The sequence below is a fragment of the Streptococcus sp. SCPM-O-B-15294 (M123) genome (assembly GCF_058200455.1).
In genome coordinates this window covers 288,059-310,204 of the sequence record NZ_JBYQGU010000001.1, presented here as the reverse complement: position 1 = coordinate 310,204, position 22,146 = coordinate 288,059, and the positions used below count along the sequence as shown (strand labels likewise).

Genomic DNA, 22,146 nt, shown 5'->3' with positions numbered 1-22,146 from the left:
AAGTCAATTGAGAGGCCGGACTTTTGTACCAGTCTTTTTCCTTATCATGATCAAGCGAAGCTCTATACTCAAAAAGAAACCACCCGTGAAGGTGGTTTCTTTTCTATCTTATTCTGCTTCCGTTACGAATTGGCTTAAGACACCATTCACAAACCGAGCAGATTTTTCATCTGAAAATGTTTTAGCTAATTCAATTGCTTCATTCACTGCAACCAGCTGAGGGGTATCAAAGGAAGTGATTTCGAACACACCCAAACGAAGAATGTTTTTCTCCACTAGAGTCAAGCGTTCGACGGTCCATCCAGTTTTCAAGTGTTTGGCAATCTGTTGATCCAATTCATCCTTTGATTGACGAACACCAGATACCAAATTGAGTAGAAAAGCTGGAATTTCCACTTCCTGGTCTGTTTCCTCTTTGTCATGAGTAAAAGCAAATCGACACGCTTCTACAACATCCCCTTCATACTCTAAACTCATTAGAGCTTGAAAGGCACGCTCCCGTAGATCACGACGTGATTCAAATAAAATATCAGTCATTGAGGAAATCCTCATTAAACAAATCTTTCAAATCAGGTTTCGCTGCTTTTTCAGTCACGATTCCAACCACATGGATATTGACATCATCCAAGGTCACATCTGCCATATTGTAGACAGCTGTTTTTACTGCTTTTTGGATCGCAACCGCTACTTTAGGGACTGCTACACCATACTCTAGATAGAGGTAAATATCAACAGAGATTTGACCATCTTCTTGTGTACGAAGGTAAACCCCACGTCCAAGAGCACGTTTTGAAAGGCTATCCGATACACTCTTGTTTTCAAGAGAATGAACACCATCTACTTTTGCAGTCGCAATCGCAATAATTTTTTCTAGCACACGAGGTGCAATGACGATTTCGCCGTATTGTTCAGTTGCCATAGAAGTTCCTTTCTATCAGACCTATTTTAGAGCTGATTAGGCACGAGAAACGTAAGTTCCTTCAGCTGTATTGATAATCAATTTTTGTCCTGCTTCGATGAAGTCTGGAACGTTTACCACAAGACCTGTTTCCATTGTAGCTGGTTTACCAGAACCTGTCACTGTAGCACCTTTAATAGATGGTTGAGTTTCAGCAACTGTCAATTCAACAGTTGTAGGAACAGTCACCCCAATCACTTCGCTTCCGTAGAATTGGATTTTCACTTCTGAGTTTTCAAGGATGTAAAGCAATTCGTTCTCAACATTGACAACAGGAATTTCATATTGGTCATATGTTTCAGTATTCATGAAGTAAGCTGTATCATCCATTTTATACAAGTATTGAGCTGGTACAGTTTCAATAATAGCTTGCTCAAATTTTTCTTCTGGACGGTAGCTTGTATCAAAAGTTGAACCAGTACGAACATCACGCAATTTCATACGCATGATGGTGTTTCCTTTACCTGGTTTGTGGTGGCTAGCTTCCAAAACGCGGATCAATTTTCCATCAGCTGTTTCAAAGGTCATACCAGCTTTCAACTTACTTGCTTCAATCATGTTTTCATACCTCTTTTTAAAAATATATTACTCTTTATTTTATCACAAATGCTCAGATTTCTCAAATCTGTCTCTGCAAATTTCCTTAGATCACAATCAATTCTTTCGGTGCCAAGGTCAAGACTTCACAGCCAGTTTCCGTAATCAAGAGATCATCTTCAATCCGGACACCAGATAGGCCTTCAATGTAGATCCCTGGCTCATCTGTCAAGACCATGCCGGCCTTGATAACTTCTTTGGAAGTTTGACTGAAATAAGGCTCTTCATGGATGTCCAAGCCAATTCCGTGGCCAATTCCATGAGTAAAGTACTGGCCGTATCCTGCAGCTTCAATAATATCTCGAGGAATTTTATCAAACTCACGGAAACCGAGTCCATCCTTAGCTTCAGCAATGAGAGCTTGGTTGGCTTTCAAGACCGTTTCGTAGATTTCTCTTTCCTTATCGCTGACATGACCTGCATAAATGGTCCGGGTCATATCACTGACGTAATGGTTGTAAAGACAGCCAAAGTCCAAGGTCAAGGCATCCCCAGCAGAGATGATGCGATCACTTGGAGTCGCATGGGGCATAGCAGAGCGCTCTCCCGCAGCGGAGATGATATCAAAGGATACACCTGACGCTCCCAATTCCCGCATTCTGAAATCGAGGAAGGTCGCCGCTTCTAATTCTGTTGTTTGGCCAACCTTGATAAACTCTAGCACATCTAGGAAGGCTTGATCTGAAATACTGCAGGCCTTGCGGATGGTTGCTACTTCTGTCTCATCTTTAATCAAACGAAACTCCATTACAAAATCAGACAAGGCTCTTAGAGCGACTCCTGAGAAAGCGGTCGCTAGACGGGTATGGTAGGCAACTGTGATCTCATCCTCAAAGCCAAGTTCTTGGATCGCTGCGTCTTTGACAATTTTTGCTGCTTCTTCCAATTCATTGCGGGTTTCCACAATCTCAACAAAGGGGAAGCAAGTCGCATGGGCATGAATGGTGTAGCGAGAATCTGTAAAGAGGACCACGCGCTCTTCTGTCACCAAGACAGTCCCATTTGATCCCCAGAAACCTGTCAAATAGTAGACATTTTTCAAGTTGTTAATGAGGACAGCTTTTAGATCCTGTCCCTTCATTTTAGTTCGTAGATTTGTAATTCGTTGGTTCATTGTAATTTCCCTTTCAAATACTGTCCTGTAAAGCTAGCTGGGTTGCTGGCTACTTCTTCTGGTGTTCCTGTCGCAATAATGGTACCACCACCGACTCCACCTTCTGGTCCTAAGTCGATGATATGGTCCGCTGTCTTAATGACATCCAAGTTGTGCTCAATAACCAAAACAGTATTGCCATCATCCACAAAGCGTTCCAAAACCTTGAGCAGACGGGAGATATCCTCTGTATGAAGACCTGTTGTCGGCTCATCCAAGATATAGAAGGACTTGCCAGTTGAGCGCTTATGAAGCTCTGAAGCTAGCTTCATCCGCTGGGCTTCTCCACCAGAAAGTGTCGTTGCCGGCTGTCCCAGGGTCACATAGCCCAAGCCGACGTCCTTGATGGTCTGTAATTTGCGATTAATCTTTGGAATATGTTTAAAGAAATCCACCGCGTCATTGACGGTCATGTCCAAAATCTGGGAGATGTTCTTTTCTTTATAGTGAACTTCTAGGGTTTCACTGTTGTAGCGTCGCCCATGGCAGACTTCACACGGTACATAGACATCCGGTAGGAAATGCATCTCAATCTTGATGATCCCATCTCCCGAACAAGCCTCACACCGACCTCCTTTAACGTTGAAACTAAAGCGGCCTTTTTTGTAGCCTCTAATCTTGGCTTCATTGGTTTGGGCAAAAAGATCGCGAATGTCGTCAAATACACCTGTATAGGTAGCCGGATTGGAGCGTGGAGTGCGGCCAATCGGACTTTGATCAATATCAATCAGTCGATCAATGTGCTCAACTCCTGAAATAGTCTTGTATTTCCCTGGTTTCTCTGAATTACGATTCAATTTTTGCGCCAGCGTTTTTTTCAAAATACTGTTGACCAAGGTGGACTTCCCTGAGCCAGAAACGCCTGTTACAGCAATGAACTTGCCCAGCGGGAAGCGTGCTGTCACATCTTTTAAGTTATTTTCAGCAGCCCCTGTCAATTCGATAAAGCGACCGTTGCCTACCCGCCGTTCCGTTGGTACAGGAATAGCACGTTTTCCAGAGAGGTACTGACCAGTGATGGATTTGCTATTGCGTGCTACCTGCTTAGGTGTTCCAGCCGCAACAATCTCGCCTCCAAAGATACCGGCTCCTGGACCGACGTCGATCAGATAATCAGCCTCTCTCATGGTATCCTCATCGTGTTCGACCACGATCAAGGTATTGCCCAAATCACGCATCTTCTTGAGACTGGCAATCAAGCGGTCATTGTCCCGCTGATGAAGACCGATCGAAGGCTCATCCAGAATATAGAGGACACCTGAGAGGTTTGATCCAATCTGAGTAGCCAAGCGAATCCGTTGACTCTCTCCCCCAGATAAAGTCCCGGCCGAGCGAGACAGGGTCAGATAGCTCAAGCCAACATTATTCAAGAAGGTCAAACGATCCTTGACTTCTTTGAGAATCGGTCGAGCAATGGTCTCCTCATTCTTGGTTAATTTGAGATCAGCTACCACCTTAAGATGGTCCTCAATGGACAAGTCAGAGATTTGCCCAATATGTAGCCCCTTCTCTCCTCCTACTCGGACAGACAAGGCCTGGTCATTCAAGCGATAACCATGGCAGGTGACACAAGTCAATTCATTCATGTAGGACAACATCTGATTGCGAGTAAAGTCGCTAGACGTTTCGTGGTAACGGCGATTAATATTGGTAACGACCCCTTCAAAAGGAATGTCAATATCGCGAACCCCACCAAATTCATTCTCATAATGGAAATGGAATTCCTTGCCCTCAGAACCATAGAAAACCAAGTGTCGCTCTTTTGGAGACAAGTCTTCAAATGGCTTGCCCATATCAATCCCAAACTGGATCATGGCCTGCTCCAACATCTGAGGATAGTAGTTAGAAGAAATCGGATTCCAGGGTGCAAGTGCTCCTTCACGGAGAGTCTTACTAGCATCTGGAACAACCAAATCCAAGTCCACCTCTAGCTTGATCCCTAGTCCATCACAATCTGGACAAGAGCCAAAGGGGGCATTAAATGAAAAGAGACGAGGTTCCAACTCAGGGACGGTAAAGCCACAAACCGGGCAAGCATAATGCTCTGAAAAGAGCAGTTCATTTTCGTCCATGGTATCGATGACCACGTAGCCATCTGCGATCCGAAGGGCTGCTTCGACTGAATCAAAGAGACGGGACCGAATGCCATCTTTGATGACAATCCGGTCTACGACAACCTCAATTGTGTGCTGTTGGCTTTTGGATAATTCTGGAACCTCTGTCACATCAAAGATCTCGCCATCCACACGCACCCGGACATAGCCGTCTTTTTGCACCTTTTCGATGATATTCTTATGCTGGCCTTTTTTCTTACGAACAATAGGCGCTAAGATTTGCAGGCGTTGGCGCTCTGGTAATTCCAAAACTTGGTCAACAATTTGCTCAACTGAAGAAGCAGTAATCGCTCCATGCCCATTGATACAGTAGGGAGTCCCCACACGAGCATAGAGAAGACGTAAGTAATCGTTGATTTCAGTTGTCGTTCCAACCGTTGACCGCGGATTTTTGCTGGTTGTTTTTTGGTCAATGGAAATGGCTGGACTTAGGCCATCAATCGAGTCCACATCGGGTTTTTCCATATTTCCTAAAAACTGACGAGCATAGGCTGACAGGCTCTCTACATAACGTCTTTGTCCTTCCGCATAGAGAGTGTCAAAGGCTAAGCTCGATTTCCCAGAACCTGATAGACCAGTGACCACGACCAGCTTATCTCGAGGGATTTCAACATCAATATTTTTTAAATTATGAGCACGCGCTCCATGAATGACAATTTTATCGAGCATTTCTTCCACTTTTCATCATTTTATTTATCCTTCATTATATCAAATTTTTCAGCATTCTTTTATCCAAAAGCGTGCTTTTTCTGTTATAATGTTAAGGTGTAAAAAAACAAGGGGAGGCACCATGAAACAGGTCTTTTTATCAACAACGACTGAATTTAAAGAAATAGAGACACTGGAACCCGGTAGCTGGATCAACCTTGTCAACCCTTCCCAAAGTGAGTCGATGGAAATCGCCTCTGCTTTTAACATCGATATTGCCGACTTACGGGCACCGCTCGATGCGGAAGAAATGTCTCGTATGACCATCGAAGATGAGTATACCTTGATCATCGTAGACGTTCCCATCAAGGAAGAGCGGAACAATCAGACCTACTATGTCACCATCCCTTTGGGAATCATCCTAACAGAAGAGGCCATCATCACCACTTGCTTGGAAGAATTGCCTCTCCTAGACACCTTTATCAATCGTCGCTTGCGGAATTTCTATACTTTCATGCGGTCGCGCTTCATCTTTCAGATCCTTTATCGAAATGCAGAGCTCTACTTGACCGCGCTTCGTACTTTAGATCGCAAGAGTGAACAGATTGAAAGTCAACTGCACAAGTCGACTCGAAACGAAGAACTGATTGAACTGATGGAATTAGAAAAGACCATCGTCTACTTCAAGGCCTCTCTGAAAACCAATGAGCGCGTGATCAAGAAATTGACCAGTGCCACTAGTAACATCAAGAAATACCTGGAAGACGAGGATCTCTTGGAAGATACCTTGATCGAGACCCAACAGGCCATTGAGATGGCGGATATTTATGGAAACATCCTCCACTCTATGACCGATACCTTCGCATCGATCATCTCCAACAACCAGAACAATATCATGAAAACTTTGGCCATGGTGACCATCGTCATGTCCATCCCAACCATGATCTTCTCAGCCTATGGCATGAACTTTAAAAACAATGATCTCCCCCTCAACGGAGAACCTAATGCTTTCTGGCTCATTATCTTTATTGCCTTTGCCATGACCGGATCGCTCGTTGTCTACCTCATCCATAAAAAATGGTTCTAACACCTACTAATAACACTAAGGAGTATTTATGTCTCAATTTGATTTGACCCAATTAAGTAAAAAAAATCAAGAATTCGTTCGCATCGCTAAACACCAATTGATTGAAAACGGCAAAACAGAAGAAGAGGCTAGTAGCCTGATTGAAGAAATTCTTCCAGCTATCTTTGAAAACCAACCAAAAGGAGTAACGGCGCGAACTCTCTTTGGAGCGCCAACTGTTTGGGCCAATGCTTTTAGTGATCAGGAACGCTACGAAAAAGAGCATCCAAAAGAGAATGATGCTCCTCATCTCATGATTACAGATTCTTTCCTTCTCGTCTTTGGTCTCTTTGCTGCCATTTCAGCCTTCATGAACCTTTTTGCACCTCAGGGAACTACTTATGGACTCCTCACTTTGACTCTTGGTAGCTTGGCTGGTGGGGTTGTGCTCTATTTGATGTATTACTACTTCTACCAATACTACGAAGTTTCTAAACGTGGAATGAAACGGCCTGCTTTAACCAAGTCACTTCCTATCCTAATGTTAGCCATGATCCTTTGGGTTGTGATTCTCATGGTCACTGCTTTGCTCCCACAATTCCTCAATCCGCGTGTACCAAACTGGTTCATGCTCTTACTCGGTGGTGGTGCTCTTCTCCTCCGCTACTATTTGAAGAAAAAATACAATATCAAGAGCGCCAATACAGCACCCCAACGACGCTAAAAAGAAACGGATGAAGTTTTCATCCGTTTTTGTTTTACTGTATTTCCCTGTTCAACCTTTTTGAAAAATAGAGGACTAAGTCATCATTATTTTCACAAGAACTGTAAGGGGCCAAGGGCTGATCCCTAAACCAAACTCCAGATCCATCTGGGATATAGCCCCGTTTGACATACAGTCTTTGAGCTGGGCCATAACCCGAGTGTAAACCAACCCCTAAAGTAACAATCTCTGATAGTAGCCGGACTCTTTTTTCTGCCTCCTCTAAGAGTTGATTCCCAATCCCTCGATTTCTAAATGGTTAAAAAACATTAAAATCAGATAGTTCAGGATAGACTCCCACGAAAGGGCCGTGCTTGGCAGCAGGCAATATAGTGATATAGCCTGCCACAAATCCATCTGACTCAGCTACTAATACGTCCCTCTCTCTATTCTCCTGCTCTTGAAAATAGCTAGTCAAGATATCCTCTCTACCTGGCCACCCTTGGTGGATAAAGGCTTGAGAGATGTGCTCAATATCTGCCTTTATCATCCTCCTGATGATTACACCTTCCTTCATGTTGCGCTCCTTGATACCTTTCTCCCCTCATTATAGCATGATTAGAGCTAGGGAAAGGTCAAAGAGGGCCACTGGACCTCAACTCGCTACCCAATTTCCTGGCTCGTGAAAAAAAGACCCGTAAGGGTCTTTTCTTTAATCTTCGTTTACGAAAGGCATCAAAGCCATTACGCGAGCGCGTTTGATAGCTGTTGTTACTTTACGTTGGTTCTTCGCTGAAGTTCCAGTTACACGACGAGGAAGGATTTTCCCACGTTCTGAAACGAAACGGCTAAGAAGCTCAGTATCTTTGTAATCAACATATTCAATTTTGTTTGCTGCGATGTAATCAACTTTTTTACGGCGTTTGAATCCGCCACGACGTTGTTGAGCCATGTTTATTTCTCCTTTATAGTTTTAATTCGTTAAACCCATTCTTAGAATGGTAGATCGTCATCCGAGATGTCCATTGGATTAGCTCCGAATGGATTGTCATCACGTCCAAAGTTTGGTGTTGCGTTTGATGGTTCAGATCCTCCAAAGCTTGGAGCTGCATTTCCTGCAAATCCTCCAGCTGAAGCATAACCACCACCTGCTTGTCCTTCACGATTCGCGCGGCTTTCCAACAATTGGAAGCTGTCCGCTACGACTTCAGTGACATAAACACGTTGACCTTGCTGATTCTCATAATTACGAGTCTGGATACGACCTGTAATCCCAACTAAGGCACCCTTTTTAGCCCAATTTGCTAAATTTTCAGCTTGTTGACGCCAAATCACACAGTTGATAAAGTCCGCATCTCGTTCACCATTTTGGTTTTTAAAATTACGGTTAACCGCGAGTGAGAATGTCGCAACAGCCTGATTTTGAGGGGTATAACGAAGTTCAGCATCTCGAGTCATACGACCTACAAGTACAACATTGTTAATCATTAGTCACCTTCTTTATTCGTTAGGGCTTACGCGTCAACTTTTACGATCATGTGACGAAGAATGTCACCGTTGATTTTTGAAAGACGGTCGAACTCGTTAAGAGCTGCATCGTCGTTCGCTTCAACGTTTACGATGTGGTAAAGTCCTTCACGGAAATCTTGGATTTCGTATGCAAGACGACGTTTTTCCCAATCTTTTGATTCAACAACAGTTGCACCGTTGTCAGTCAAGATAGAGTCAAAGCGTGCTACCAAAGCGTTTTTAGCTTCTTCTTCAATGTTTGGACGAATAATATAAAGAATTTCGTATTTAGCCATTGATATGTTCCTCCTTTTGGTCTAATGACCCCAAGTCTTTGCAAGGGGTAAGTGAGGTTTGCTCACAAGAAACTATTATACCAGACTTCGAGATAGAAGGCAAGTATTATCTATATGATTTAAAAAATAACAAGAAGATCAAATATTGGTTTTCTGTTTTAAGATACAACGTCGAAGATTTCGATAATAATATACGATGAACAAGGCCGTCATGGCTTCCATCAAATAAAATGATACTCCTGCATCCACACCATAGTTTAGTATTAATAGTGTTTCTTTTAAGTAAAATACAATTACCAGATTAACGATTGATAAGACAAAAGGAAATAGATTGGACGCAAAGGTTCTTTCTATTGTTAGAAAATATCTTCTGCTTAGTATCACAAAAAACAAGGTTCCTAAAATAAGATCAGAAAAGACGCGAAGCATTAACTGATGGTTTATTAATTCATTCATTTTCGAGACATCGTTTATGAGAATTCCATTCGGAAAAGATCCATATCGATCATCTAAGGTCATAAACGGAACCCAGTAAAGCAAAATTAAATAAATAATAAGTAAAAACCATTCCCAGCTTTTCCAGATGGCAAACTTATTTTGATTTTTTTCTTGCACAATTAATAACGCTCCTCTATTATTTCTCCATTTTTCAATATAAGACCATTAAAATTACCATTTATTCGGTATAAACCATCTGGTAAGGGGGTCTTTTCATTGAGCATAATTAGCTCTTCTTTCATTTTCTCAATATCCAAAGAAGGATTCTCTTTTTCTGGAAATGAAATATCCACGTATAGAAGGTTCTCTTTTATTGCCTCCTCTACCTTAAGGGCTCCTGCTCCTCCAAAAGCGGTTTGCCCTTTTTGGATATTATTTTTCATTTCTGTTCCTAACCATACAAAAACCTTTGTAGGATATAATCGCGAATCAAAAATAAGTTTTAACTTTACTTTCGCCTGCTTAAATGTAGGATCCTTCTCGAAAGCTATTTGGTATTTTTTCTCAATAGGTTTGAAATCTTTTTGACTTTCTAATGCTTGATACACAATCGGTCCATAATTCTTTTCTATATTCTCCTCCGTAAAAATAGAAAAATCAGCAAATATCGATACAGTATCTTTTCTTCCCAGATACCATTCATCACCAGGTACAAAAGGAAAAAGTAGTTCGCTAGGTTGATGTTCCCTTACAATTGGGATTTGATATTGTCTTCCATTAACTGTTTCTGAGTAAATATAGTTAACTTTCACTCTATAGAAATTCCAATTAGCTGAAAAGGGATTGATTCCAGTCACTTTTAGCTTACCTTTAAAGTCCCTTGCTTGGAGATAGGCATTTGCTCGACTTTCAATATTTTTTATCCCTACATAACAAAAAATACCAAATACGAGTATAAACACAGCAAGCTTTTGAAGCACTTGGTATCTTTTACAATACAAAAGAGCCTTTTTTAGATGATCTTTTTGATGATTTAATCTTTCCACTATTAAAACTCCTCTTTGCTAAGATTATCAAAAACCTTCATAGCTAAAGCAGATGCTCCCTGTAAATAACGACCATCACTCATTTCAAAATGTTTATGGACTGACTCCTCATTAGTCCTTTTATTTTCCTGTTCTTTAATTATACGATAAACAAACATGCAGACAAAAAGGGTTAGCACGACTGTAATCGCTACAAGAGCATGAATATGCCACATTTGCCATTTCCAATGTTTTTTTAATTTCACTCTTTTTCTCCTAAAAACTATTTATTAACATTATACAATAATTAATTTTCCCAAAAAAGTCCTTTTAAACTTTCAATTATCACTAGATTTAGTATGTTCTCTCTCCCTTTCCTTAAAGAAAACTGATATCAGTTAGCTTTAAGAAAGGGCCGTTATACTAACTTCATCACAAACAAGAAACGAGGAACGGTTATGAATTATTTAGTCATCCCCGCTTATCAACCCGATCAAAAACTTCTCAAACTGGTTAAAAAACTGAGAGAAAAATGTGACTTCTCCATTATCGTTGTGGACGATGGTAGTTCTGAGGACTGCCAAGCGATTTTTGAAAAGTTAGACGGGCTAGCTACAGTCCTTCACCACGAAACCAACCTTGGAAAAGGAGGGGCTCTCAAAACAGCCTACACTTACATTCAAGAGCAAGGGCAATACGGAACAGTCATCACTGCCGATGCCGATGGCCAACATAAGGTTTGGGATATCTTCCGCGTAGCCACTCAATCACAAGAAAATCCCAACCAATTGGTTCTAGGGGCACGCGCCTTTTCAGGCAAGCTTCCTTTGCGTTCTGCTTTTGGAAATAAATTGACCCGCTTCTTGTTCAAGCAACAAACAGGGGTCGCTGTGACAGATACGCAGACTGGCCTTCGAGCCTTTACGACGAACATGATCCCCTTTATGTTAGATATCGAGGGTCAACGGTATGAGTACGAAATGAATGTGCTTCTTGCAGCTAGCAAGGCCTTCCCCATCTTGGAAGTCCCGATTGAAACAGTTTATATCAATGACAATGAAGGGTCCCACTTCCGTCCTATTCGCGACGGTCTCATGATCTACAAGGACATGTTCAAGTTTGCCCTCTCTTCCCTGAGTAGCTTTATCGTTGACTATCTAGTCTACGCCTTCTTCCTTTTCGTGATGATGGCTGTGCCCATTAGTCTTCGCATCCTCCTTGCAAACGGGATCGCTCGTGTGGCCAGCTCCATCTTTAACTACTCGACCAACAAACGTCTAGTCTTTAAGAACAAAGACAGCGTGGCTCGAACCGGAAGTGGTTACTTGGGACTTGCGATTGGACTCTTTATTCTCGATACCCTCTTGATTCGACTCTTCTATACAAGCTTTGGTCTCCATTTGCTCCTCAGCAAAGTGATCGTCGGACTCTTGCTCTTCGTCGTCTCATGGTTGATTCAGAAAAAAATCATTTTCAAGGAAAGGACTGCACCTACTCATGAAATTCTTTAAAAAATCTTATACCTATGCTGCTTGTTTCGGCATCCTGCTTACAAGCTCCTTCAGCTATTCTATGCTCAAAACCTTTGTCTTATCGGATGCTATCCAAACAGTCAAAGCTACGACCACTGATACCAAGGCGGCTGAGGAGGCAGCGGCCTCTGCTACTACAACAGATACCAGTTACTCCGATGACAATATCCAGGTGAGCCTGACAGAAAAAACAGTTGAAAACACTCAAGTTTACATTGCAGATATTACGGTTAGCTCTTCTGACTATCTAAAAACTGTTTTTGCTCAAAATACCTATGGAACAAACGTGACGGCTAAAACTTCCGTCACTGCAGCTGAGAACAATGCCATTCTAGCCGTCAATGGAGACTACTATGGAGCTAATAGCACCGGCTATGTCATCCGAAATGGAGTGGTCTACCGTGATACGGTTCGTGAAGACTCTAGCAATGGCGACCTGGCGATTTATAAAGATGGTTCCTTCAAGGTTATCTACGAAGATGAAATCTCTGCGAATCAGTTGGTCAAAGACGGGGTTGTTAATCTCCTTGCCTTCGGACCTTCCTTGGTTGAAGATGGAGAAATTACAGTCGATACGAACTCAGAGGTGGGACAATCCATGGCGTCTAATCCACGTACTGCCATTGGGATCATCGATGAAAACCACTACATCATTGTCGTCTCGGACGGCCGGACTTCAGAGAGTGAAGGCCTGTCTCTCTACCAATTAGCGGAAGTGATGAAATCGTATGGCGTCAAAACAGCCTACAACCTGGATGGTGGTGGATCTTCTACACTTTACTTCAATGGCCAAGTTATTAACAAACCAACTACAAATGGTACTATCTCAGAAAGGGCGGTGAGTGACATTGTCTACATCGGTTACTAATCCTATCAAACAACGGTTGAAAAAGACCATCCTCTGGTACAGTCTGATTTCAGCTTTCTTCTTCGTCGGAAGTCGCATCTACGAACACTTTAGTTTTGGCGAAACCTCTGCCTTCATGCACTACCTCTTCTTGATTCCTTTGATTGGTGGCGCCTTGCTAGTGGCTCTGCAACTAGTGGTAAAAGGCCTCTCTCGAATCACTCTTAATCTTTGGAACTCAGCTGTTGCCACGGCAACTGCTGGAGCCCTCTACCGAGGTATTGTTAACCTCTCTGGTCGTTCAACAACTCTCGATCAACCCTACTATTATGTTGCAGGGATCTTCCTAGCCCTTGCCCTCATCAGCATCTTCTTTGTCCGCAGTGTCTGGGTGGAGAAAGTAGCTTAAGATCAAAAACGTCCGTTTCTTTATAGAACGGACGTTTTAGTTTGAAGTCAAAGTCTTCTGAGAAACTTTCCTTAGGTGAGAACGGACGTCAGCGAACTTCTTCAAAGTTCCATGACTTAGTTTTGAACCTAAGGTTTCAAAACTCCCGAGTGAGGCTGGGACAAAAGTCCTAGCCTCTCAATTATTTTTGGATTGTCGAGCATGACGCAGTGGTTGAGTGGTCTCTACTACGCTGATTTCATCAGCTTTTACAGCCCTACTCAACTGTGCGGAGGTGGGACGACGAAATCGAATTCTAACGAATTACCGATTTATGTCCCACTCTCACTTTTCTCACGGCGGAAAGTCCCTGTAAGGAGTAAATGATATCTATTGCAGAATCATTTAATTTTTATGCAAAAACAGTTTGTTTACTTGCTATCCCCAGTTAGCCTTCTCGTTTTTTGCTAACTACAAATCCTGCTAAAGCTAGTGAGGTCATGCCAAAGAGGCTAAGGACTGTTGAAGCCAAGGCTTCTTGTCCTGTTTTTGGAAGGCTAGTTGTTGGCATTGAAGTAGCCACCTCTGCTTGGCCACCGGTATGATAGTGAACAGCGACTGGTTTACTTTCAGATAATGCTGGTTTGACAGGCGTCACTGGAGTTTCCGGTATCTCTAGCGTCGGATTTTCTGGTTGAATCCATGGCGCCACAATCGCTCCACCGTACTCTTCTGGGCTAGCTTTGACCAATGAAAGAAGGTGGAAATTGATTTGATTGCTCACTTCATAAAGGAAATCATTTTCCGATGCACGATAACCTGCTGGGAGATCTACATGGACACGATAGGAGCCGTTCATCAGCATGGTCTCAAAGCGCTGCAAATCATAGATACTTTGTGGGAGAAGACGACTGATACCATCATTCCCCACCACTTTTACGACTGTTCCTGTCGGAACCGGCTGATCAAATCCAATAGTGAGTTTGTTTTCATCTAAATAATGGAAGGCAAAGGTCACTTTTGGATGTGGATTTTCGGCTGAAACCGTCACCTTCTTCACTATCTCTGTTCCCCAATCATAATGGTAATCAGACAAGGTGATTTTCACTGTATAAGTGCCAAAAGGTAAGTCTGGGAAGGTGCCAGCATTGTAGGAAGCATTGAACTCTCCTTCCACTACACGACCTTGGTCATCCACTACCTGGTAACGTACAACGGATGGATAATACGAAATGACTTCGCCACTGCTATCTGTGAAGACCACCTCCAAAGTGCCCTTTTCAGCCTTTGGTTTTTCAGTCTCTGTCTCTCCTGGTTGTTCATCTGAACCGGCTTCATTCGTTGGAGTCGTTGCCTCTACTTTCTTTCCTTCAATGTCCATCTCAGTGGTATTGTAGACCTTATCCCAGATGGTATAGCGAACAGTAGAAGGGTCCACCCCTTCCGGAAGCAGATAGCTACCGTCCTCTTGGGGTTCCAAGGCCACTGTTTCCCCATCTTTGACGTAGGACAGATAAGTCCCTGCTAAGCCACTACCAGTTTCAATCACTTTACCTGGTCGGAAAATCCGTGTTGCTGGATCGTACTGAGCACTTCCAGACTCGATGCTTGGAGCCGTATTGTCAATCTTAACCTTGAAGTTAAGCTCTTGTTGCTTAGCCCCTGAAGCAGTCGGACGGTAGGTAATCACAAATTGGTATTCCCCATCTGGTAATTGCTTGCCGTCTTTGTCCAAACCTTCCCAAGAGATTTCATAAAACTCTTCGCTACGATTCCCAATCCGGTAACTCCAGTCTGTCTTACGATGCACTTCGTTTCCGACCTCGTAAATCGGGTTAGTACGAGCTGTGTCCTCCTTCTTGTAAACTGATAGGTGGACATTTTCAACATTGCGAAGCATGACGGCTTTGACCTTAATGCTATCAAAGCTGGAATCATTGTTTGGAGAGAAGTAGAGTTGGTCCCCGTCAAAGCGATCCCCATCCTGACCAAGAGTTTTGGCTACGGATTCTCCATTTTCATAGACATAACTGATCAAAGATGTAAAGTGATTGTCTGGATGACGCTCTGGCGTTTCTGGGACCTTTTCATCTGGATAATCGGTCTTGTCCTTGTAGTAGTAAAACGGCTTGTCGCTACCTGTGTATTCGTAGATTGGCTTTTCAATGCCCCGCAGATTTTGGTAATCTCCATGGAAGCCAACATAAGGGAGGCTGACCAGATGTTTTTGGGTGCCGGCATCTTTAACCAGTACATAACCTTCTAAGAAATAACCATTTGGCATTTGCTTGCCGAGCTCTTCCTTGTACTTGCCCGCATCAACCGTTACATGGATGGTCCGCTGACCATTGGCTGGAACAGTGATGGTTTCCTTGCCATCTATGGTTTCTAATAGCCGAGGATGAAGGGTGAATTTACCATCTTGAACTTGGTCTGTCTGAAGGGTCGTTTCATAACGAAGAGACTTCTCTTGATTGGAAAGATTGTGGATGGTCACGTCAAACTCAAAAGTATCTGTGACATTGCCTAGTGTCAGACTACTTTTAGCATCTTTGGCTGTTACATAGAGATCTCCTAGAGCTGCAGCTGTGACATCCATGACCCCTGCTCCTTGCTGACGAACAGAGGAATAGGCATGTGTTTCCTCATCTACATGAGGGATTGCTGTACTCATAGTCATCTGTTTGACAAGAACTTGTAACTGTTCTGGACTGAGATGAGGGAAGCGCTCCTTCAGGGCTTGTTTCACCAGCGCAGTGGCACCCGCTGCATGAGGAGAGGCCATACTGGTCCCCCTATCCATATAGTACTCTCCATTATTAACAGATGAGTAGATCATCCCTCCTGGAAGAGTGACATCCGGTTTGAGGTCGCCATCAGCTGACAGCCCCCAAGAGGAGAAGTCGGATAATTGATTGGCTGCGTCGTACGGAGCCCGTTTGAATTTGTTGGCAATATGGAGCTGGTAGTCCTTGGCATGTTGAGCTAAGACACTTCCAGCATCGTGGCCAATAACCCCAACTGGGAATCGTTCCCCCAGTCCTTCTAAGTCAAAGCCTACAGGATTATTGCCCTGCTCCTTAGTCTGGTAGAATATCACCCCTGTAGCACCTGCTCTTTTCAGCTCTTTGACCTTATCCACATCCGAAACTTCCCCACCTCGCTCCGTAAGGACTAAGTGCCCATTGATACTATCAGCTTGGTAGTGGTCGATTCCTCCCTTTTCCACATGGAGATAGCTTTGAGGGATGGTTGTCCGAAAAGCGTCACGTTCTACAAAGGAGTGCATCGGAATCTTGCCATCAGGAAAGTCCACGGAACCTTTTAAGGCTTCTACGGTCAGGCTTGCTTCTGTCGACTCATGCTTGGTGAGACTATTAATAGACGCGACTGAGATGACATTTGGGTTGACGGATGGGGTTCCTGTCATCCCATAATCCGGTGTGCTTGCAAGAGGTTTGCTGTGCCAGAAGCCATTGGTCGCCATATTGGTAGAGGCAACTGTAATGCTCACTCCCGCCTTTCTCGCTGCCTCAAAAGCCTGGCGCGTGATTTCTCCCACATCATAAATCGAGCCTGATGCGGTTCCCAAACTCATGTTGATAGAATCCGCCCCTAATTTGACGGCATCTTCCACTGCCTTGGTATAGATGAAATTTTGCACCTGACCGCCCTTGGTGTCTGAGAAAACACGCAAAAACATAAGCTGGGCTTCGGGAGCGACACCTCGGATAATCTCACCATTTGGAGATGGTTGGGAGGCATTTCCCACAGCGGTTCCAGCTACGTGGGCACCGTGAGAGATTGGATCATCTTCTTTAACATTGTCATCCATATCACTATAGTTGTGAACGTAGACGACTTTATTGTTGTACCATTTACCGTAAGTGATGCCGGCCTTCTTCTTAGCCTCTTCAATTTCCGCTTCACTCTTGTACTTGGCCTTGCTGATATCTGTTAGACGGAAAATATCGTGGGCAGGGTCGACCCCCGAATCGATGACCGCTACAACCTGACCTTGACCCTTAATCCCCTTATCCCAGAGTGGCTGTAAATTGATCAGACTATTTTCTTCACTGACCTTGGTCGTAGTTGAAGTCGGTGATGTAGGAGCAGGTTGTGTTTCTTCCACTCTAGTCCGACTTAGTGGAGCATAATCTAGGGCATCTACACGCGCTAGTCCCCGAATCTTTTTAGCATCTCCATAAGTCGTCTCTAGAGCCAGTCCATTAAAGAGCAAGTTAACGTCATACAATTTTTTGAACTGAATGGATTGTCTTTCGAGCTCTTTTAAAAATTGTTCGTGGTCTTGGTTGGTTTGTTCGATACGCGCTTCTTTTGAGACTGGTGATGATTCTCCAACCCCATCAGAAACTTTTTCTTTCAGACGAACTAGGACCTCGACTGGACTTGAATCCTCTAGAGTTTCTTTCGTTCCTTCCTTGGGAGTGTCCTTCGTAGCAAGCTCAGGATTAGCTGTTGGACTTGCCATAACAGAAGCTGACAAGGTCTTCTCTTCTTTTGGTTTCTCATTTGAAGAATCGCTAGTAGCTGAAGAGGTAATTTGTGGTTGCTTGGTTTGGTCCTTACCATCAGGCTTGGCTTGCTCTTGTGAAGAAGACTCCTCCTTAACTGCATCAGTTGCATGAGCTCCGTCCGAGCCATCGCCCTGTCCGACTGTCGAATTCACCTCCTGACTTTCTTCCTTGACTACAAGAGCGGGTACATCTGCCTGCCCTTCCTGCTCCTGGGCTGAAACAGTCACCCCACAAAAAAAGCATCCGACAAGTACTGATACTAAGCCGACTGCATATTTTCGTAAAGAAAAACGTTGTTGTCTGTCTCTTCCCATAACCAGACCTCCTTTGTATTTTGTAAACGGTTTCCGCACCTATATTTTAGTCCTTATCTTATGCAAAGTCAATGCAATCTAGCAAAATCTAAAAAAATATACTATTTTATTAATTTTTACAGATTTCTCTATCATTATCGAAGAATCTTTTCTTGCCAAGGCGAATTCTTTAACTAAAGTTCCCTTCTTTAAAAAGGTACAAAAAAAGAAATCAGAATAACTTCTGATTTCTTTTGGAATAAACTTATTTATTTACGTTTTCCCATTTCCAGTTGTGTACTTCTGGAATATCATCACCATGTTCACGGATGTAAGCGTTGTGGAAGGCAATTGTTTCGTCCATTTGAGCTGCGAATTCAGCTGCTTCTGCTCCAAGAGCTGCATTGGCTGCATCTTGTGCCAAGTGGAAGCGATCCAATTCAGACATCACACGCATATCGAATGGTGTTGTGATATCTCCGTTTTCACGGTAACCATGTACACGAAGGTTATGGTTGTGACGGTTAAAGAAGATGTCACGGATCATACCTTCGTAACCGTGGAAGGCAAAGATCACTGGTTTATCAGTTGTGAAGACTTTGTCGAACTCTTCATCTGAAAGTCCACGCGGATCAACTGATGGGTGACGTAATTTCAAGATATCTACCACATTGACAAAGCGAATCTTCAATTCTGGGAAGGCCTTGTGCAAGATTGTGATGGCTGCAAGAGCTTCTAAGTTTGGCTCAGTACCTGCAGCTGCAATGACAAGATCTGGCTCTTCATCTGCTGAAACAGTTGATGCCCAATCAATCGCCTTGTATCCTTCACGAACCAATTCTTCTGCTTCATCAGCTGAGTAGAATTGAGGACGTGGGTGTTTTGAAGTAACGATCAAGTTTACCTTGTCTTCTGCCTTGAAGGCTTTATCCATCACTGCAAGCAAGCTATTGGTATCTGCTGGCAAATATTCACGGATGTATTCAGGAGTTTTTTCAGCCAAGTGAGTCAAGATACCTGGATCTTGGTGAGTGTAGCCATTGTGGTCTTGTTGGAAAACAGTTGAAGTCGCAATCAAGTTCAAGGCAGGGTAGTTTTTACGCCATGTCGTGTGAGTCTTAGATTTACGCAACCATTTGAAGTGTTGAGTAATCATAGAGTCTACGACACGAAGGAATGATTCGTAAGAAGCAAAGAATCCATGACGACCTGTCAAGACATATCCTTCCAGCATTCCTTCTGCTTGGTGCTCTGACAATTGAGAGTCAATGACACGTCCAGCAGGGCTCAAAGCTTCATCGTAGTCTGGTTTCGTACGTCCTAACCATTGACGGCTTGTCCGAGTGAAGACTTCTTGAAGACGGTTTGATTTGGTTTCATCTGGTCCAAAGATACGGAAGTTATCTGGGTTCGCATCCACAAGATCTGCTGCATACTTACCAAACTCAATCATATCTTGCGCCATGATGGCACCTGGTGTTTCAATCTTGAAGGCATGTTTCTTCCAATCAGCAGTGTCCATTGGTTTAATGACACCTGCGTTTGTGATTGGGTTCATAGCCATACGACGGTCACCTTTTGGTGCAATTTCAGCAATCTCAGGAAGTAATTTACCAGTTTCGTCGAACAATTCAGCTGGACGATATGATTCCAACCAAGAAAGAAGAGCATCCACATGCTCCATATGGTGAGCATCTACTGGGATTGGCACTTGGTGAGCACGGAATCCACCCTCGATTGGTGTACCTTCCCAAGCTTTTGGTCCAGTCCAACCTTTAGGAATACGAGCAATCAAGACAGGATATACTGGTTGAGTTGCTTCTTCTGCAGAACCTTTACGAGCTTCTGCTTGGACTTTCTTGATTTCTTCAATCGCTTCGTCCAATTTTTCTGCAAACAAAGCGTGAGCTGCTTCGTGGTCGTCAGAAATAGCTGTTACGTCTGCAAAAATTGGTTTCCAACCAAGACCTTCAAAGAAGAGGCCCAATTCTTCGTCTGTTTTGCGTTCGAAGATCGTTGGGTTGTGGATCTTCCCACCATTGAGGTAGAAGATTGGAAGAACAGCACCGTCGTTAACTGGGTTCAAGAAGGTATTGGCCAACCAACCAGCCATCAATGGACCAGTTTCCCCTTCACCATCACCGATTACGGTTGCAACAATCACATCTGGATTATCCAAAACAGCTCCAGCTGCGTGAGAAAGAGCATAACCAAGTTCTCCACCTTCGTGGATAGATCCTGGTGTTTCAGGCGCCGCGTGAGAGGCAATCCCTCCTGGGAATGAGAAGATTTTACATAGGTGTTTAAATCCTTCTTCATTTTGTGGGATATTTGGATTCAATTCTGTGTAAGAACCATCTAAGTAAGAGTTGGACACCATAACTTGTCCACCATGACCTGGTCCTTCAATGTAGAACATATCCAAGTCGTATTTGTTGATGGCACGGTTCAAGTGAGCATAGATAAAGTTTTGTCCTGGTACAGTTCCCCAGTGTCCGATTGGGTGAGCCTTCAAGTCGTTTTCAACCACTTCACGTTTCAATAATGGGTTGTCTTTCAAGTACATTTGAGCAGCCGAAATGTAGTTGGCTGCACGCCACCACGCATCCACTTTATCCAAGTAAGCTTTGCTGTTAAAATCAACAGTCATATTGTCTCCTCTCAAATTCTAGCTATGATTCTGATGAATTAGAATCCAGTGCAAGTATTTAGGTTATAAACATCCTGTTTCATTCATATGAAGACAGAACGAACGCGAACCAAATTTTAATTCAATTCTTTTCTATTCTATCAATAATTTAGCTTTTTGTATATAGAAAAAATTAAAAAAAATATAGTTTTTTATAAAAAGTTGCAAATCTCTTCTAAAATCAAAGCATTTTTCAATCATTTTACAAACAGCTTTCTGCTTAGACCACTTAAAAAGCCTTTGAAATCAGCTATCTATAAATCCCCTTGTCACATAAAATCTTTCATGATATACTTTAGATGTCAAACTAAAGGAGATCATTATGATGACGGAAAAACGCAATAAAGGATTTGTGTCAGGTCTAGTGCTTGCCCTTGTCTTTCTTGCATTCGCAGGATTAGTATTTTCATTATGGATGGGCCGCCAGAACCCTTCTACTAGCTTTGCGAAGGCAGAAAAGTCTGGGGACCCTGTAACGATGAAGGTCTATGATATTACACGAGAACCTGTCGGAACTGTGGACAACGGCCACGTCCTCTATATCGTCCAGTACGATAACCAAAACGATGGTAGGTTTGCAGGGATCGAAGCCAAAAAAGACGATGCGACGATTAAAGAGGTCATTGATAAGGCAAAAAATGGGGAACTGCAGACCGATCCTTATCAACTAAAGGGAACGCAATTAGCCCCTTTGGCAAAGGATAGCAAAAATACGTCTCGTAACGGTCGCCTTGTCGGTTATAGTGACTACATCCATTCCCTTCTCGACCCGACTTCTGTCGTGTCACTTAATATGACGACCAGCTATTACTTAAGCCTCACAGAGTACAACAAAGACTCCTTATTCCTCTTAATTGGTTCAGCTGCTCTTGCTGGACTTTCTATCATAATGGTCGTAGCCAGCTTCTCCGTTCGGAAACGGACCATTGCTTCCTATCAGGAACTCCACCAAAACTATCCCGAACTCCAAGGAGATCTGTCTCGCCTGTCTGATGAAGCCAGCTACTACAATCAAGACTTAAAAGTTATCTTGTACAAGAATCATTTGATCACTTATTTTAAAGGAACGCAAACGATTGATTTACGAGAGGTTCAACAACTATACTTACATGTCACTCGAGTTCGTCAATCAGGGATTGCTCGCTCGATCTTTCAATTGTGCTACATCCGCAAGGACAAACCAAAGAAACAGCACCGCCTAGCCATTAAAAATAAGAAGAACGCTGAAGAACAACTTTACACTCTTTTTGCACAGGTGTCTGAGAGATTCCCAGATGTCAAGGTTGGAATTTAAAGCTTTCCAACTCCCTTTGGAAATACTTTTCTCAGCACTAAAATCCCCTCATCAGAAT

General features: G+C 43.2%; 19 protein-coding genes and 1 pseudogene. 6 read left to right on the top strand and 14 right to left on the bottom strand.

The window, feature by feature from the left end; translation table 11 throughout:
- Positions 1-108 precede the first annotated feature (108 nt).
- The 5 genes from nusB to uvrA form a co-directional block, all read right to left on the bottom strand.
- Positions 109-537: a transcription antitermination factor NusB gene (gene nusB, locus AC3E8G_RS01345; RefSeq protein ID WP_414285604.1), complete on the bottom strand. Its 429-nt coding sequence runs from the start codon at positions 535-537 to the stop codon at positions 109-111.
- Positions 530-919 carry an Asp23/Gls24 family envelope stress response protein gene (locus AC3E8G_RS01340; RefSeq protein ID WP_006595687.1) on the bottom strand — a complete coding sequence of 130 codons (390 nt, stop codon included), beginning with the start codon at positions 917-919 and terminating at the stop codon, positions 530-532. Before AC3E8G_RS01340 ends, nusB begins: the two co-directional genes overlap by 8 nt.
- Positions 920-955: 36 nt before the next feature.
- Positions 956-1,516: an elongation factor P gene (efp, locus tag AC3E8G_RS01335; RefSeq protein WP_006595686.1), complete on the bottom strand. Its 561-nt coding sequence runs from the start codon at positions 1,514-1,516 to the stop codon at positions 956-958.
- An 85-nt stretch (positions 1,517-1,601) separates the two neighbouring features.
- On the bottom strand, positions 1,602-2,669 hold the full coding sequence (locus AC3E8G_RS01330; protein WP_490676844.1) for a M24 family metallopeptidase: 1,068 nt from the start codon (positions 2,667-2,669) through the stop codon (positions 1,602-1,604).
- Positions 2,666-5,491: an excinuclease ABC subunit UvrA gene (gene uvrA, locus AC3E8G_RS01325; protein ID WP_154857422.1), complete on the bottom strand. Its 2,826-nt coding sequence runs from the start codon at positions 5,489-5,491 to the stop codon at positions 2,666-2,668. Before uvrA ends, AC3E8G_RS01330 begins: the two co-directional genes overlap by 4 nt.
- 121 nt (positions 5,492-5,612) lie before the next feature.
- Between uvrA and AC3E8G_RS01320 the strand changes: the two genes are divergently transcribed.
- Positions 5,613-6,557 (top strand): magnesium transporter CorA family protein, encoded by a 945-nt coding sequence (locus AC3E8G_RS01320; RefSeq protein ID WP_006597173.1) that lies wholly within the window; start codon positions 5,613-5,615, stop codon positions 6,555-6,557.
- Between the two features lie 28 nt (positions 6,558-6,585).
- Positions 6,586-7,260, top strand: coding sequence for a DUF1129 family protein (locus tag AC3E8G_RS01315; RefSeq protein ID WP_154857421.1), 675 nt, complete (start codon positions 6,586-6,588; stop codon positions 7,258-7,260).
- Between the two features lie 34 nt (positions 7,261-7,294).
- Here the strand turns inward: AC3E8G_RS01315 and AC3E8G_RS01310 are convergent.
- The 7 genes and pseudogenes from AC3E8G_RS01310 to AC3E8G_RS01280 form a co-directional block, all read right to left on the bottom strand.
- Positions 7,295-7,816 (bottom strand): annotated as a pseudogene (locus AC3E8G_RS01310) (GNAT family N-acetyltransferase).
- A 135-nt stretch (positions 7,817-7,951) separates the two neighbouring features.
- Positions 7,952-8,191 carry a 30S ribosomal protein S18 gene (gene rpsR, locus AC3E8G_RS01305; protein ID WP_000068664.1) on the bottom strand — a complete coding sequence of 80 codons (240 nt, stop codon included), beginning with the start codon at positions 8,189-8,191 and terminating at the stop codon, positions 7,952-7,954.
- 41 nt (positions 8,192-8,232) lie between these two features.
- On the bottom strand, positions 8,233-8,727 hold the full coding sequence (locus AC3E8G_RS01300; protein ID WP_006595680.1) for a single-stranded DNA-binding protein: 495 nt from the start codon (positions 8,725-8,727) through the stop codon (positions 8,233-8,235).
- A gap of 26 nt (positions 8,728-8,753) precedes the next feature.
- Positions 8,754-9,044 (bottom strand): 30S ribosomal protein S6, encoded by a 291-nt coding sequence (rpsF, locus tag AC3E8G_RS01295; protein ID WP_006595679.1) that lies wholly within the window; start codon positions 9,042-9,044, stop codon positions 8,754-8,756.
- 138 nt (positions 9,045-9,182) lie between these two features.
- Positions 9,183-9,659, bottom strand: a complete 477-nt coding sequence (locus tag AC3E8G_RS01290) for a hypothetical protein (protein ID WP_154857419.1) — start codon at positions 9,657-9,659, stop codon at positions 9,183-9,185.
- A 2-nt stretch (positions 9,660-9,661) separates the two neighbouring features.
- The gene (locus tag AC3E8G_RS01285) at positions 9,662-10,528 is read right to left on the bottom strand and encodes a hypothetical protein (RefSeq protein WP_490676843.1); all 867 of its coding nucleotides are present in this window, start codon (positions 10,526-10,528) and stop codon (positions 9,662-9,664) included.
- A gap of 2 nt (positions 10,529-10,530) precedes the next feature.
- Positions 10,531-10,773 (bottom strand): hypothetical protein, encoded by a 243-nt coding sequence (locus AC3E8G_RS01280; RefSeq protein ID WP_490676842.1) that lies wholly within the window; start codon positions 10,771-10,773, stop codon positions 10,531-10,533.
- Between the two features lie 192 nt (positions 10,774-10,965).
- Here AC3E8G_RS01280 and AC3E8G_RS01275 point away from each other — a divergent pair, with 192 nt between their 5' ends.
- Genes AC3E8G_RS01275 through AC3E8G_RS01265 form a run of 3 tightly spaced genes read left to right on the top strand, consistent with a single transcriptional unit; the run spans position 10,966 to position 13,295 of the window.
- Positions 10,966-12,018 (top strand): glycosyltransferase, encoded by a 1,053-nt coding sequence (locus tag AC3E8G_RS01275; RefSeq protein WP_490676840.1) that lies wholly within the window; start codon positions 10,966-10,968, stop codon positions 12,016-12,018.
- Positions 12,005-12,907: a phosphodiester glycosidase family protein gene (locus tag AC3E8G_RS01270; RefSeq protein WP_414285592.1), complete on the top strand. Its 903-nt coding sequence runs from the start codon at positions 12,005-12,007 to the stop codon at positions 12,905-12,907. The genes AC3E8G_RS01275 and AC3E8G_RS01270 overlap by 14 nt, the downstream gene beginning before the upstream one ends.
- Positions 12,888-13,295: a hypothetical protein gene (locus AC3E8G_RS01265; RefSeq protein ID WP_414286229.1), complete on the top strand. Its 408-nt coding sequence runs from the start codon at positions 12,888-12,890 to the stop codon at positions 13,293-13,295. Before AC3E8G_RS01270 ends, AC3E8G_RS01265 begins: the two co-directional genes overlap by 20 nt.
- 427 nt (positions 13,296-13,722) lie before the next feature.
- Here the strand turns inward: AC3E8G_RS01265 and AC3E8G_RS01260 are convergent, their stop codons facing one another.
- Both AC3E8G_RS01260 and AC3E8G_RS01255 read right to left on the bottom strand, forming a co-directional pair.
- Complete coding sequence (locus AC3E8G_RS01260) at positions 13,723-18,126, bottom strand: SGO_0316/SGO_0317 family LPXTG-anchored serine peptidase (RefSeq protein ID WP_490676838.1); 4,404 nt, start codon at positions 18,124-18,126, stop codon at positions 13,723-13,725.
- 244 nt (positions 18,127-18,370) lie between these two features.
- Positions 18,371-20,755: a phosphoketolase family protein gene (locus AC3E8G_RS01255; protein WP_490676837.1), complete on the bottom strand. Its 2,385-nt coding sequence runs from the start codon at positions 20,753-20,755 to the stop codon at positions 18,371-18,373.
- 361 nt (positions 20,756-21,116) lie between these two features.
- Here AC3E8G_RS01255 and AC3E8G_RS01250 point away from each other — a divergent pair, with 361 nt between their 5' ends.
- A complete protein-coding gene (locus AC3E8G_RS01250) occupies positions 21,117-22,088 on the top strand; it encodes a hypothetical protein (protein WP_490676836.1) in 972 nt (323 codons plus the stop codon).
- Positions 22,089-22,146 lie beyond the last annotated feature (58 nt).

Excerpts from the sequence above, each read along its gene's own strand:
- nusB (WP_414285604.1), bottom strand. The coding sequence starts at position 537 with ATGACTGATATTTTATTTGAATCACGTCGTGATCTACGGGAGCGTGCC.
- AC3E8G_RS01340 (WP_006595687.1), bottom strand. The coding sequence starts at position 919 with ATGGCAACTGAACAATACGGCGAAATCGTCATTGCACCTCGTGTGCTA.
- efp (WP_006595686.1), bottom strand. The coding sequence starts at position 1,516 with ATGATTGAAGCAAGTAAGTTGAAAGCTGGTATGACCTTTGAAACAGCT.
- AC3E8G_RS01330 (WP_490676844.1), bottom strand. The coding sequence starts at position 2,669 with ATGAACCAACGAATTACAAATCTACGAACTAAAATGAAGGGACAGGAT.
- uvrA (WP_154857422.1), bottom strand. The coding sequence starts at position 5,491 with ATGCTCGATAAAATTGTCATTCATGGAGCGCGTGCTCATAATTTAAAA.
- AC3E8G_RS01320 (WP_006597173.1), top strand. The coding sequence starts at position 5,613 with ATGAAACAGGTCTTTTTATCAACAACGACTGAATTTAAAGAAATAGAG.
- AC3E8G_RS01315 (WP_154857421.1), top strand. The coding sequence starts at position 6,586 with ATGTCTCAATTTGATTTGACCCAATTAAGTAAAAAAAATCAAGAATTC.
- rpsR (WP_000068664.1), bottom strand. The coding sequence starts at position 8,191 with ATGGCTCAACAACGTCGTGGCGGATTCAAACGCCGTAAAAAAGTTGAT.
- AC3E8G_RS01300 (WP_006595680.1), bottom strand. The coding sequence starts at position 8,727 with ATGATTAACAATGTTGTACTTGTAGGTCGTATGACTCGAGATGCTGAA.
- rpsF (WP_006595679.1), bottom strand. The coding sequence starts at position 9,044 with ATGGCTAAATACGAAATTCTTTATATTATTCGTCCAAACATTGAAGAA.
- AC3E8G_RS01275 (WP_490676840.1), top strand. The coding sequence starts at position 10,966 with ATGAATTATTTAGTCATCCCCGCTTATCAACCCGATCAAAAACTTCTC.
- AC3E8G_RS01270 (WP_414285592.1), top strand. The coding sequence starts at position 12,005 with ATGAAATTCTTTAAAAAATCTTATACCTATGCTGCTTGTTTCGGCATC.
- AC3E8G_RS01260 (WP_490676838.1), bottom strand. The coding sequence starts at position 18,126 with ATGGGAAGAGACAGACAACAACGTTTTTCTTTACGAAAATATGCAGTC.
- AC3E8G_RS01255 (WP_490676837.1), bottom strand. The coding sequence starts at position 20,755 with ATGACTGTTGATTTTAACAGCAAAGCTTACTTGGATAAAGTGGATGCG.
- AC3E8G_RS01250 (WP_490676836.1), top strand. The coding sequence starts at position 21,117 with ATGATGACGGAAAAACGCAATAAAGGATTTGTGTCAGGTCTAGTGCTT.